Here is a 13,172-nt window from a genome sequence, read left to right as displayed (position 1 = left end):
AGGCATAAAAAAGGAGACTGTCATGTTAGATTTTAAAGATGTAATACCTCAGATGCCCTTTATTTTAGAAGGGCTTAAGGTCACACTTTCTATTGTAGTGGTATCACTTTTTCTTGGATTTATTTTAGGGATTTTATTAACGCTTTGCAAAATTAGTGTATTTAAGCCGCTCATTTGGCTTGCAGATTTTTATACATCCATCTTCCGAGGCACACCGCTTGTGCTTCAATTGCTCATTATTTATTTCGGTCTGCCTCAGCTTCTCGGGTTTCAAATCGATCAATACTGGGCTGCTGTAGCGGCATTTTCACTAAACTCTGCGGCTTACGTATCTGAAATTATTCGTGCTGGTATTAATGCCATTGATAAAGGTCAAAAAGAAGCAGCCGTTGCTTTAGGCATCCCTTATGCTAAAATGATGAAGGACTTATTGCTTCCGCAGGCATTTAAAAATATTTCACCTGCACTTGTGAACGAAACGATTACACTGACAAAAGAATCAGCTATTGTGACAGTCATTGGACTGGGAGATGTCATGAGACGAGCCTATCAAGCAGGTGCCGTCACGTATAATTATCTTGAACCGCTTATTTTTGCGGGTCTCATCTATTATGTCATCGTGCTTGTTCTCACCTTTGTCGGCAAATCGGTGGAAAGGAAGTTAAAATCAAATGATTAACATAGAGAAACTCACAAAATCTTTTGGCAAAAATGAAGTATTAAAAGGGATCGACACCACCATTAAAGAAGGGGAAGTTGTCGCAGTCATTGGACCATCTGGTTCAGGAAAATCGACGTTTCTTCGCTGCATCAACTTGCTTGAAAAGCCGACTTCTGGTGTTATTACGATTCAGGATACCGAAATCACAAACCCAAAAACCAATGCACTCAAAGTGCGTGAGAACATCGGAATGGTGTTTCAGCATTTTCACCTGTTCCCGCATAAAACGGTGCTGGAAAATATCACATATGCGCCAATGAATGTGAAGAATCAATCGAAGGAAGACAGCATCAAACAAGCTGAAGATCTGCTGAAAAAGGTAGGACTTTTAGAGAAAAAAGATGATTTTCCGAACCGTTTGTCAGGTGGTCAAAAGCAGCGTGTCGCAATTGCACGTGCGCTTGCGATGACACCAGACATCATGCTGTTTGACGAACCAACGTCTGCACTAGATCCAGAAATGGTCAAGGAAGTGCTAGAGGTCATGAAAGAGCTGGCTCAATCTGGTATGACACTTGTGATCGTCACACATGAAATGGGCTTTGCAAAAGAAGTGGCTGACCGCGTGATCTTTATGGACGATGGGAAAATTGTAGAGGATGCAAACCCTGTGCAATTCTTTGAATCACCGTCATCACAGCGTGCGAAAGACTTCTTACAAAAAATATTATAAAGAAAAAAGAGAGGGAGACTTAACATCTCCTTCTTTTTTTGATTATAATGGGGAAAGTAAAAAAGTTCATCATTTCACAATAAGTGAATAGAAACAAGACAGAAAAGAGTGACTCACATCATGTTTAAAATCGGCTACCGAACGCTGAAAACAGCATTAGGAACAGCGATCGCCATTTATATTGCGCAACTGCTTGGCCTTCAAAATTATTCCGCTGCCGGGATTATTACGATTCTGTGTATTCAGGTGACAAAGAAACGGTCGCTTCTTGCATCAGGCGCCCGCTTTGCCGCATGCAGCCTTGCCATTTTATTTTCTTATCTATTTTTCGATCTGATTGGGTATCATCCTTTTGTGATTGGTCTGATGCTGCTTGTCTTTATTCCGACAACCGTATTGCTCCGCATTAAAGAAGGGATTGTCACAAGTTCAGTCATCATCCTCCATTTATACATGTCGGGCGGGATTACCCTTCACCTCATCTGGAATGAGCTGCTGCTGATTACGATTGGTGTTGGCGTGGCACTTATCATGAACCTGTATATGCCAAGTGTCGATAAAAAGCTCAAACGCTACAGCGAACAGATTGAAGACAACTTTGCAAAAATCTTTGAAGAAATCGAGCAATACTTAATGACAGGGAAACAAGACTGGACAGGCAAAGAAATACCAGAGACACATCAATTGATTAAAGAAGCGAAAGCTCTCGCATATCGTGATGTTGAAAACCATGTCTTAAGACATGAAAACCTGTATTATCATTATTTCAATATGAGGCAAAAGCAGTTCGAAATCATCGAGCGTGTGCTTCCGAAGATCACGTCCATTTCCATTACAACAGAGCATGGACAAATCATTGCAGAATACATTAGAGACTTACGCGAACATATTCACCCAGGGAACACGGCGCATAAGTTTTTAAGGCGCCTCATTGATATGAAAGAAGAGTTCGATAAGCTACCGCTGCCGCAAACAAGAGAAGAGTTTGAGGCAAGAGCTGCACTGTTTCATTTCCTCGGAGAAATGGAACAATATTTAGTATTGAAAAGCTATTTTAAAGGGATGAAAGAATAGAGACGCATGAGTTCCTCCTTCATTGGTCAATCTAATGAAAAAGGAGGAGCCTATGCGTCTTTTATTTTATACCGTATTGACCATGTCCCTTTCACCTATCTGGCCGCTCGGACAAAACCCGCTTCCAGGAGATCCTTATGTCATTATTAATAAACAAACAAATGAACTTGCCTATATTGATCAAGGACAAATCCAAAAAATATATCCTGCTTCTACAGGGAAAACGTCCGATTTAACGCCAGAAGGGGAATTTACCATTATGATCAAAGCGAAAGATCCCTATTACAGAAAAAAGAATATCGAAGGCGGTGCGAAGAATAACCCTCTTGGCAGAAGATGGATTGGATTTGATGCACGAGGAACAGATGGTAGAACATACGGAATTCATGGGACGAGTGACGAAACATCGATAGGGAAATTTATCACGGCAGGCTGTGTGAGACTTCATAATCAAGATGTAGAGCTTCTATTTGACCAGCTTCCGGTTGGGACAAAAGTGTGGATTACAACATCAACCGATTCATTTGAAAAGCTTGCCAAAGACAAACAGGCCATTCGTTGATTGAACGAATCACCTGCTTGTCTGCTTTTATTGAAACCTTATAAAAAGGTTGCGGCTCCTGCTAAAAGTGAAGATATTAGCAGCAGGCTAATCATGAGCAATACCATGAATTTCATCATTTTCTGAGACATATCGCACCCCTATAACCGAAGATTTTTTGCGACGAACGCACCTTTCTTTATTCTAGCTCGTTTTTTCAAATGCGACAAGTGATCAACAAAGGAAGTGAACGGATGAATCAAATCGACCATATTGCCATTGCGGTCTTTTCTATAAAAAACACATCTCGAATTCTTCAACAGCTGTTTAACTGGCATTTTTCAGACATACGAGAAATTCCTGAGCAGGAGATTAAAGCGTCCTTCGCTTCACTTGATCATGTGCACATTGAATTAATTGAACCGATGTCCGGTAGCAGCAAACTACATACCTTTTTAACAAAAAGAGGAGAGGGACTCCATCATATTGCGCTAAAGTCAGGTGACATACAGGCGGACCTTAACCGTCTTGATCATTTTGGCGTGGAGCTTCTCCAACAATCAGCACAGATAGGCGCGAGCGGGAAGCGGATTGCTTTTATTTCACCGAAAGAAACGTCCGGTGTGTTATTCGAATTGTGCGAGCCCTTGAAAGGAGAGGAACATGGCAATGAATGAATCGTTCAATGACTTGGCTACATGGCGCGAAAAAGCATTCATGGGCGGCGGCGTGAAACGTGCAGCTGCGCACCGGAACAAAGGAAAACTAACGGTTCGTCAGCGGCTGCATGAACTTCTTGACGGGGGCAGTTTCATGGAAATTCAAGGATTTGCAACAGGCCGCATGTCAGAGCATGTCGGTGATGGCGTCGTCACTGGAACTGGACTCATTCATGGAAAGCCGGTATGTGTTTATGCACAAGATGCAACAGTGCATGGAGGGTCTTTAGGCGAAATACATGCCAAAAAAATTGCTTCTCTAATGGATCTCGCAGCTAAAAATCAGATGCCGGTCATCGGTCTAAAAGACTCAGGTGGTGCGAGAATTCAAGAGGGTGTGGTATCATTAGAAGGATACGGACAGATTTTTAAACGGAATGTGCTGTACTCTGGTCAAATCCCGCAAATATCCGTTATTTTAGGCTCTTGTGCTGGAGGAGCAGTCTATTCTCCTGCCTTGACTGATTTTGTGTTCATGACAGAACAGACAGCTCATATGTTTTTAACAGGTCCGAAAGTCATAGAAAAGGCAACAGGAGAAACGGTCTGTCCTGACCGTCTTGGCGGTGCAAGTGTTCAGCATCAGACAAGCGGGAATGTGCACTATACTGGCAAAGATGAGAAAGAAGTGTTAAAAGCGGTTCGAACACTTTTAACGTACATACCAACGAAACAACAGACTGTCATGGACGCTGAAACGAGTAAGCAAGACGCAGCTGATCCAGGCAACATCTTGCCGAAGGATCCATCACGCACCTATGATGTCAAACAAGTGGTGACAGCGATCATCGATTCAGGCTCATTCTTTGAGACACAACCTTGTTTCTCAAAAAATATCGTCACAGGGTTTGCCAGATTACAAGGGGCTTCAATTGGTATAGTTGCCAATCAGCCAAAGGTGCTGGCAGGAAGCCTTGACCTTGATGCTGCTGATAAAGCGGCCAGGTTTATTCGATTTTGCGATGCGTTTCATATTCCGCTCTTAACACTTGTAGACGTCCCCGGCTTTTTACCAGGTGAGAAAGCCGAGCATGCGGGAATTATCCGTCACGGCGCAAAGCTTTTATATGCGTACGCTGAAGCGACCGTTCCAAAAATCACGGTGATTTTAAGAAAGGCGTATGGCGGTGCGTATGTCGCAATGAATAGCAAGGGATTAGGCGCTGACTTTGTTTATGCATGGCCAGCGGCAGAAATTGATGTCATGGGGAAAACGTTCGCTGACGAAATCGTTCATCCTGCTTCGCGCAAGGTTGAAACGGAGCCAAGTGTATTCAAAGCGGCTCAGGCAGGGCTGATAGACGATATTTTCATGCCGGCTGAAACGAGAGAACGATTGATTCGCTCATTTGATTTGCTTCGCAGGAAGGAAGAAGATAGACCGTTAAAAAAGCATGGCAACATGCCGCTATAAGAGGAGGAGCATCATCATGATCAATGAAAAACGTTTACTAGACGAATTTTTAGAACTAGTTCAGATTGATTCGGAAACAAGACACGAAGAGAAAATTGTGGAAGTCTTAAAAGAAAAATTCTCGCAGCTTGGACTAAAAGTGGTGGAAGACGACTCAAAAGCGAAAACAGGCCACGGTGCAGGCAACCTCATCTGTACACTGGAAGGCACTCAAGAGGCTGATACCATCTATTTCACGTCTCATATGGACACAGTTGTTCCGGGCAATGGCGTAAAACCAGTCATTGAAGACGGCTATGTGAAAACAGATGGAACAACCATTCTTGGTGCTGACGATAAGACAGGACTTGCGGCAATGTTTGAAGCGATCCGTGTGCTGAAAGAGAAGAATTTACCGCATGGAACGATTGAATTTGTCATCACAGCAGGTGAGGAATCAGGACTTGTCGGAGCAAAAGCGTTAGATCCGAAGTTGATGACAGCGGCATACGGCTATGCCCTTGATTCAGATGGCAAGGTCGGAACCATTATCGTTGCAGCGCCAACACAGGCAAAAGTACGCGCAACCATTTACGGGAAAACAGCTCACGCAGGTGTCGCGCCTGAAAAAGGTGTGTCTGCGATTACCATTGCATCAAAAGCCATTGCCAGTATGCCGCTTGGCCGAATTGATGAAGAAACAACGGCGAATATCGGTCGTTTTGAAGGCGGAACGCAAACGAATATTGTGTGCGATCAAGTCGATATCCTTGCGGAAGCACGCTCTTTAGAACCTGCAAAAATGGAAGCCCAAGTAGCGAAGATGAAAGAAGCCTTTGAAAAAACCGCTAAAGAAATGGGCGGAAGTGCCGATGTACACATTGACATCATGTATCCAGGCTTCAAATTCTCTCACGGCGATCAAGTCGTAGAAGTGGCGAAAAAAGCGGCTGCGAAAATTGGCCGTCCATCAGAACTACAGACGAGCGGCGGAGGCAGTGATGCAAACGTCATTGCAGGAAACGGCGTCCCAACTGTCAACCTAGCTGTTGGATATGAAGATATTCATACAAAAAATGAGAAAATGCCGATTGAAGAATTAGTCAAAACAGCTGAAATGGTTCTCGCCATTATCGAAGAAACGACAAATCCATCGTAAAGGCAGGAGACTCTGTGAGCACGCAAAAAATCATTATTTTCCAAGTGGGGCAAGAGGATTTTGGCATCAGTGTAGAGCATATTCGTTCGATTGAGAAGGTCCCTTATTTACAAGAAGTATCGAACCTTCCTAAAGAAATAAAAGGACTCATGTCTTTAAGGGGAGAGGTCATTCCTGTCAGTGACACAGGCGTGATGCTTCACGGAAAGCCTCTTGATGTGAACGAACAGTCCAAGGTGTTGCTATTTGAATTAAACGGACAAATGGTAGGCTGTCTTGTCTCGGATGCAAAAGATATTATCGATATCGAGCTAAGCGAGATCAAGCCATTTCATATGAACACGAAAGCCTCTGAATATTTCTTCGGCGTTGTGGAGAGAGAGAACAAGATGATTTTACAAGTGGACCCGAATAAGTTCCTTGGGAGAATTGAGGATCTCGATCAATTGCCAGAACGGTTAAAAGAAGAATTGGCATAAAGATAATCCCCTTATCAAATGATAAGGGGATTATTTTTATTCAGCAGCTGGGCTAGCTTGGTCGTTTGCCTCAGCTTTTGATTTTGATTTTTGGTACATGACATTTAAAATAATCGTTTGGATTGTGAGTAATAATCCGCTTGTCATCCAGTATAAAGGAAGTGCAGCGGGTGCATTGATTGAAATAAACAGCATCATGATTGGGAAAATCATGCCCATCACTTTGGCTTGTTTCAGCGCAGCCTCTGTCTGGGTGCCTGATTGCTTCGCAAACCTTTGCGTAACATAAAATTGCAAGAAATACATAGCGCCTGCAAAGATCGCGACCAATAGATCGGTTTGTCCTAAGTTAAACCATAGGAACGAATGTGTTGCGATCTCAGGTGTTGAGCGGATCGCTGAGTAAAAGCCAAGAACAATTGGAATTTGAATCAGCATAGGCAGACAGCCCATTGCCAGCGGGTTCACATTGTTCTCTTTGTATACTTTCATCATTTCCATTTGTAGTTCTTTTTGTTTTTCAGGTTCTTTCGTTTTCTTCAATTTGCTTTGAATTTCGTCAATTTGAGGCTTCACTAGTGCCATTTTCTCCTGCATGACTCTTTGCTTCTTAAATTGGTTCGCAAAAAGAGGGAAAATCAGCAGACGGACGATCAAGGTCACGAACATAATCGATAAACCATAATCATCATGGAAGAAGTTCGCAAGCCAAATGATCAGCTCAGAAAAAGGCTGGACAAAATAATGATGGAAAAACCCATCAGAGCTCGCATTCGTTTGCCCACTCGCTGCAAAAGCAGGTGAGGCAATCATCATTAAACATAAAGTCGTACAAATCGTTAATAAACGTTTCAATTCGTTTCCTCCTCATTTTTTAAAAAATTAATTAGAGAGAGGAAGCGAATGGTCTTCATCATCGTTTGATGATCGTTTCATTCGAATGACTTTACTAATCCAAGTTGTAATGCGATCATATATGATAAACAGAAAGTCTGTTCGATTCAATAAAGATGCGTCCAACTCTTCCAAACGATGTCCACCGAGGTGTTCGTTCATACGGCAGTCTTTTAATAAAAAAGCAATGCCGATGGCCGTCAGCGCTGGAAGAATAATCGTAAAGAATTCAACAAGGAAAAAGACTTCATTGAATGTATCAATAATCATGATTATCACATCCATTTCATTACTCACAGTGTACTATACACATTGTGAAATGTCTAACAGGACCACGTGTTTTCTCTACCTGAGTATAAATCCTTATTTTGTATAAAATGGTATTTGTCATCCAAACTTCATAATTCCTATTTTATAATGAGGGGGAATAGAAGAAATGGAGGTTTTTAATATGACAAGTATTTACCCGAAGTTTCGAGCAGCTGCGGTACAAGCAGCACCTATCTACTTAAATTTGGAGGCAACCGTTCAGAAATCATGTGAACTGATCGACGAGGCAGCTTCAAATGGTGCAAAACTTGTAGCATTCCCAGAAGCATTTTTACCTGGTTATCCTTGGTTTGCTTTTATTGGTCATCCAGAATATACAAGAAAGTTCTATCACGAATTATATAAAAATGCAGTCGAAATCCCTAGCTTAGCTATTCAAAAAATAAGCGAGGCAGCAAAAAGGAATGAAACGTACGTTTGTATATCATGCAGTGAAAAAGATGGCGGCTCTCTCTATTTAGCTCAACTTTGGTTTAACCCAAATGGGGATTTAATAGGAAAACATCGGAAAATGAGAGCTTCTGTAGCAGAAAGACTGATTTGGGGAGATGGAAGTGGAAGCATGATGCCAGTTTTTCAAACTGAAATTGGCAACCTTGGCGGATTGATGTGCTGGGAGCATCAAGTGCCACTAGATCTGATGGCGATGAATGCTCAAAATGAACAGGTTCATGTAGCGTCCTGGCCAGGTTATTTTGATGATGAAATTTCAAGTAGATATTATGCCATCGCGACACAAACTTTTGTGCTGATGACTTCTTCTATCTATACGGAAGAAATGAAAGAGATGATTTGTTTAACGCAGGAGCAAAGAGATTACTTTGAAACATTTAAGAGTGGGCATACGTGCATTTACGGTCCAGATGGAGAACCGATCAGTGATATGGTTCCAGCTGAAACAGAAGGAATTGCTTACGCAGACATTGATGTGGAAAGAGTTATTGATTACAAGTATTATATTGATCCAGCTGGCCACTATTCCAATCAAAGCTTGAGTATGAATTTTAATCAGCAGCCTACTCCGGTTGTGAAACAGTTGAATGACAATAAAAATGAAGTGTTAACATACGAGGCTATTCAATATCAAAATGGTATGCTTGAAGAAAAAGTGTAATTCGTGAAACCTTCTCTTTTTTAGAGAAGGTTTTAGCGTGTAGACAAACCCTCGCATTCGTTGTCAGATCTGCGCGCTGGTGCTCACGAATGTTGAATTCGCTCCGCTCCAGTGCTCAATCTTCCTAGACTTCAAGGGTTTTCAATTCACGCTGAAAAGAAGACAAAGGGCTAAAATAAAAATCATTTTAGCCCTTTGTCAACAATCTGAAACCTTCTCTTTTTTAGAGAAGGTTTTTTTGAGGAAAGATGAAATAAATCAATGTATAATTGAGCATAAAAGAGATTCATCATATTCTATCGATTCGGAACTTCTGATCAAAATATAGGGATTTAAGAAAATGGGGTTATGCCAATGTCAAATATTATTTTTCATATAGACATGAATGCGTTTTATGCGAATGTAGAAATGGCGTATGATCCTTCTTTGAGAGGGAAACCTTTAGCCATTAGCGGAAATGCGAAAGAGCGTAAAGGGATTGTGGTGACGTGTAGCTACGAGGCAAGAGCGCTAGGTGTAAAGCCCCCGATGCCGTTATGGGAAGCGAAGCGGCTTTGTCCGGGGCTGATTGTCCGTACACCAAACTTTGACCGGTACCGAAGCTCCTCACAAGAGATGTTTACGATACTAAGAGAATACAGCGATTTAGTCGAGCCTGTATCCATTGACGAGGGCTATATTGATTTAACGCATACGCCATATGCTGAGCATGCGGTGAAAACGGCTCATGATATTCAAACGAGGCTTGTAGAGGAGCTCATGCTTCCTTCAAGTATTGGCATTGCACCGAATAAATTTTTAGCGAAAATGGCGTCTAATTGGAAAAAACCAATGGGCATCACCATTTTGCGTAAACGAGATGTACCCCAAATGCTATGGCCGCTGCCAGCGGGTGACATGCACGGAGTTGGACAAAAAACGGCAGATAAATTGAAAACGATTGGCATTCATACCATTGAAGATTTAGCGAAAGCAAATGAGTATACACTAAAGGAATTACTAGGCATCAATGGACCGAGATTAAAGCAAAAGGCGAATGGTGAACATGACGGCATCGTGGACCCAGAAAGGATATACGAATTTAAATCCGTCGGTAATTCGTCAACCCTTCCTCATGATTCTGACGATCCAGATGAACTTGTCGCGTTAATTGATAAGCTGTCACAATCTGTGAGTGCAAGGTTAAGGAGAAAAGAAGTGATGGCAAATCGGCTGCTCATCATGATTCGTTACGCAAGCTGGAAAAATATCACGCGAAGTGTGACCCTCACGAATCCGACGGATCGGAAGGAAGACTTATTTGAGGCAGCAAGGCAGGTATTCCTTAAACATTGGAATGACCAGCCTGTGAGACTCTTAGGTGTGACGGGGACAGATCTTGTAGAACGAAAAGAAGCCGTTAAACAGCTTGATTTATTTTCCTATACAGAAGATGCAAAAGAAGAGCCTCTTCAAACCATTTTAGAAGGGCTAAAAGAAAAGTATGGAAAATCACTCGTTCAAAGAGGGATGACCATCAAGGAAAAAGAGAGCAAAACAAGTGGAACAAGTTTTAATAAAGACTTTTTTCAGGACGAAAAAGGAAATGACTAGCCTGAAAACTTGATAAAAGAGGTGGTGTTGTGGTAATTTCAAAGGGTACATCATTTCAGCAGTAATCAATATAGTGTGTTAGAAGGGACGTCAGAATTATGTCAAAACAACAAATCGGTGTGGTTGGACTAGCCGTTATGGGGAAAAACCTTGCCCTTAATATTGAAAGCCGCGGGTTCTCCGTGTCCGTTTATAACAGATCTAGCAGCAAAACGGAAGAATTTCTTCAAGAATCAAAAGGGAAAAACGTTGTAGGCACATACAGCATCGAAGAATTTGTTCAGTCGCTTGAAACACCGCGTAAAATTCTTTTAATGGTAAAAGCTGGTGCAGCAACGGATGCAACCATTCAATCATTACTTCCTCACCTAGAAAAAGGTGACATCTTAATTGATGGTGGAAATACATATTACAAGGATACGCAAAGACGTAATCAAGAGCTTGCGGAAAGTGGTATCCACTTCATTGGTACAGGTGTTTCTGGCGGTGAAGAAGGTGCACTAAAAGGTCCATCGATCATGCCTGGCGGTCAAAAAGAAGCGCATGAGCTAGTGAAACCAATTTTAGAAGCGATCTCTGCGAAAGTAGATGGCGAGCCATGTACAACGTATATCGGCCCAGATGGAGCAGGACATTATGTCAAAATGGTCCATAACGGCATCGAGTACGGAGACATGCAATTGATTTCTGAATCATACTTTATCTTGAAGCATGTGGCTGGCTTGTCAGCAGAGGAGCTTCATGAAGTATTCTCAGAATGGAATAAAGGCGAGCTTGACAGCTATTTAATCGAAATTACAGCTGATATTTTCACAAAAGTGGATGAAGAAACAAACCAGCCGCTTGTGGATGTCATCTTAGATAAAGCTGGGCAAAAAGGAACTGGAAAATGGACGAGCCAAAGTTCTCTTGATCTAGGTGTTCCGCTTCCAATCATTACTGAGTCTGTTTTCGCCCGCTACATTTCAGCAATGAAAGATGAGCGTGTTGAAGCAAGCCAATTAATCGAAGGTCCTAAGCCAGCGCAATCAGCAGAGAATAAACAAGAGCTGATCGAAGCGGTTAGAAAAGCCCTATTCATGAGTAAAATTTGCTCATATGCACAAGGTTTTGCGCAAATGAAAGCAGCATCTGATGAGTATAACTGGGATTTAAAATACGGTGAAATTGCAATGATCTTCCGTGGTGGCTGTATCATTCGTGCAGCCTTCTTACAACAAATTAAAGAAGCATATGACCGTAACCCAGAACTGAAAAACCTATTGCTTGATCCTTACTTTAAGGATATTGCTCAAAGCTATCAATCATCTCTTCGTAAAGTCATTTCACTTGCAGTGGAGCAAGGAGTTCCTGTTCCTTCATTGTCAAGTGCACTTGCTTACTTCGATAGCTATCGCACAGCTGTCCTGCCAGCGAACTTAATTCAAGCGCAGCGTGACTATTTCGGTGCCCATACGTATGAGCGTACAGATAAAGAAGGCATCTTCCATACGGAATGGATGAAATAAACATAGAACGACTGAAAAACCTTACCCTTTGGTAAGGTTTTTTTGTGTTTGCATCTTTTCGGCTAAAAATGCGAAAAAGAGGGATGCTATGTAAAAAAGAAAAGAAAGTAGGGGTCGAAGTGGGCATTTTATATGCACTTCTCCCAGCGATATTTTGGGGAAGTATTGTTCTTATCAGTGTCAAACTTGGCGGGAATGCATACCAGCAAACCCTCGGTATAACGCTTGGCGCATTTATCTTTTCAATTGCAGCCTTCTTTATCAAAATGCCAGAGCTGACACCGCTTATTTTTGCGGTTTCTGTCATTTCAGGCATCTTTTGGAGCATTGGACAAATGAATCAGCTTTCAAGTGTTGCGTTTCTCGGAGTCTCGAAGGCGGTTCCTTTGTCAACGGGCATGCAACTTGTGAGCACTACTTTATTTGGCGTTATGGTCTTCAAAGAATGGCAAACGATGACGGTCATACTCATTGGTTCTTGTGCCATTTTACTGATTATTGCAGGTGTTGTGCTGACATCGCTCGGTCAAAAAAAGAATGGCGGCGGGAACGGTGGAGGCAATTTCAAAAAAGGGATCATGATTCTGCTCATCTCAACCGTTGGCTATGTCGGATATGTTGTTATTTTGAGATGGTTTCATATTGATGGCTGGTCTGCCCTCGTTCCGCAATCGGTCGGCATGCTGCTTTCATCCTTGGCGATTAGTCTCAAGCAGCACCCGTTTAGTAAATATACGTTTAGAAATATCATTGCCGGCCTTGTTTGGTCGACAGGAAATCTCGGACTTCTTTTGGCTATTCCGCTCATTGGTGTCGCCGTAAGTTTTTCGATGTCGCAGACAGGGATCGTTATCTCGACATTAGGCGGCATTTACTTATTAAAAGAGAAAGCATCCAGAACAAGCTTTGTCATTGCAGGCTGCTTGATGATCATTGCAGGCGGCGTGCTGCTAGGTTTTACAAAATAGGAGGGT

Annotated in this window: 15 protein-coding genes; 12 read left to right on the top strand and 3 right to left on the bottom strand. The window is 42.2% G+C overall.

Going from position 1 to position 13,172, the window contains the following annotated elements; translation table 11 throughout:
- Positions 1–22: 22 nt before the first annotated feature.
- The 4 genes from CKW02_RS11040 (at position 23) to CKW02_RS11025 (ending at position 3,030) form a co-directional block, all read left to right on the top strand.
- Positions 23–679, top strand: a complete 657-nt coding sequence (locus CKW02_RS11040; protein ID WP_003215691.1) for an arginine ABC transporter permease ArtQ — start codon at positions 23–25, stop codon at positions 677–679.
- Positions 672–1,394 (top strand): arginine ABC transporter ATP-binding protein ArtM, encoded by a 723-nt coding sequence (locus CKW02_RS11035; RefSeq protein ID WP_003215712.1) that lies wholly within the window; start codon positions 672–674, stop codon positions 1,392–1,394. The genes CKW02_RS11040 and CKW02_RS11035 overlap by 8 nt, the downstream gene beginning before the upstream one ends.
- Before the next feature lie 120 nt (positions 1,395–1,514).
- The gene (locus tag CKW02_RS11030) at positions 1,515–2,468 is read left to right on the top strand and encodes an aromatic acid exporter family protein (RefSeq protein WP_003216109.1); all 954 of its coding nucleotides are present in this window, start codon (positions 1,515–1,517) and stop codon (positions 2,466–2,468) included.
- A 52-nt stretch (positions 2,469–2,520) separates the two neighbouring features.
- Positions 2,521–3,030, top strand: a complete 510-nt coding sequence (locus CKW02_RS11025; protein ID WP_003215693.1) for a L,D-transpeptidase — start codon at positions 2,521–2,523, stop codon at positions 3,028–3,030.
- Positions 3,031–3,068: 38 nt separating this feature from the next.
- Here CKW02_RS11025 and CKW02_RS20465 read toward each other — a convergent pair whose 3' ends face one another.
- Positions 3,069–3,149: a hypothetical protein gene (locus CKW02_RS20465; RefSeq protein WP_257736823.1), complete on the bottom strand. Its 81-nt coding sequence runs from the start codon at positions 3,147–3,149 to the stop codon at positions 3,069–3,071.
- A 114-nt stretch (positions 3,150–3,263) separates the two neighbouring features.
- On the opposite strand from CKW02_RS20465, the gene mce reads away from it, so the two are divergent.
- Genes mce through CKW02_RS11005 form a run of 4 tightly spaced genes read left to right on the top strand, consistent with a single transcriptional unit; the run spans position 3,264 to position 6,759 of the window.
- Positions 3,264–3,686, top strand: a complete 423-nt coding sequence (gene mce / locus CKW02_RS11020; RefSeq protein WP_003215495.1) for a methylmalonyl-CoA epimerase — start codon at positions 3,264–3,266, stop codon at positions 3,684–3,686.
- Entirely contained in the window at positions 3,673–5,142 is a 1,470-nt protein-coding gene (locus CKW02_RS11015) for an acyl-CoA carboxylase subunit beta (protein ID WP_003215739.1), read from the top strand. The genes mce and CKW02_RS11015 overlap by 14 nt, the downstream gene beginning before the upstream one ends.
- A 16-nt stretch (positions 5,143–5,158) precedes the next feature.
- Positions 5,159–6,280, top strand: coding sequence for a M20/M25/M40 family metallo-hydrolase (locus tag CKW02_RS11010; protein WP_003215948.1), 1,122 nt, complete (start codon positions 5,159–5,161; stop codon positions 6,278–6,280).
- A 14-nt stretch (positions 6,281–6,294) separates the two neighbouring features.
- Positions 6,295–6,759, top strand: a complete 465-nt coding sequence (locus CKW02_RS11005; protein ID WP_003215942.1) for a chemotaxis protein CheW — start codon at positions 6,295–6,297, stop codon at positions 6,757–6,759.
- 36 nt (positions 6,760–6,795) lie between these two features.
- Here CKW02_RS11005 and CKW02_RS11000 read toward each other — a convergent pair whose 3' ends face one another.
- On the bottom strand, positions 6,796–7,614 hold the full coding sequence (locus tag CKW02_RS11000; RefSeq protein WP_003215471.1) for a membrane protein insertase YidC: 819 nt from the start codon (positions 7,612–7,614) through the stop codon (positions 6,796–6,798).
- Between the two features lie 27 nt (positions 7,615–7,641).
- Positions 7,642–7,923 carry a hypothetical protein gene (locus tag CKW02_RS10995; protein ID WP_003215677.1) on the bottom strand — a complete coding sequence of 94 codons (282 nt, stop codon included), beginning with the start codon at positions 7,921–7,923 and terminating at the stop codon, positions 7,642–7,644.
- Between the two features lie 181 nt (positions 7,924–8,104).
- On the opposite strand from CKW02_RS10995, the gene CKW02_RS10990 reads away from it, so the two are divergent.
- The 4 genes from CKW02_RS10990 (at position 8,105) to CKW02_RS10975 (ending at position 13,166) form a co-directional block, all read left to right on the top strand.
- Positions 8,105–9,097: a carbon-nitrogen hydrolase family protein gene (locus CKW02_RS10990; protein WP_034620496.1), complete on the top strand. Its 993-nt coding sequence runs from the start codon at positions 8,105–8,107 to the stop codon at positions 9,095–9,097.
- Positions 9,098–9,445: 348 nt separating this feature from the next.
- A complete protein-coding gene (locus CKW02_RS10985) occupies positions 9,446–10,690 on the top strand; it encodes a DNA polymerase IV (RefSeq protein ID WP_034620392.1) in 1,245 nt (414 codons plus the stop codon).
- A gap of 98 nt (positions 10,691–10,788) precedes the next feature.
- Positions 10,789–12,198, top strand: a complete 1,410-nt coding sequence (gndA, locus tag CKW02_RS10980) for an NADP-dependent phosphogluconate dehydrogenase (protein ID WP_003215871.1) — start codon at positions 10,789–10,791, stop codon at positions 12,196–12,198.
- Positions 12,199–12,317: 119 nt separating this feature from the next.
- On the top strand, positions 12,318–13,166 hold the full coding sequence (locus CKW02_RS10975) for a GRP family sugar transporter (protein WP_003216057.1): 849 nt from the start codon (positions 12,318–12,320) through the stop codon (positions 13,164–13,166).
- The last annotated feature ends 6 nt before the right edge of the window (positions 13,167–13,172 follow it).

This window comes from Bacillus pumilus, assembly GCF_900186955.1.
Lineage (GTDB): Bacteria > Bacillota > Bacilli > Bacillales > Bacillaceae > Bacillus > Bacillus pumilus.
Note: the sequence above shows the minus strand (reverse complement) of the source record. Positions and strands in the feature narration are given on the sequence as shown.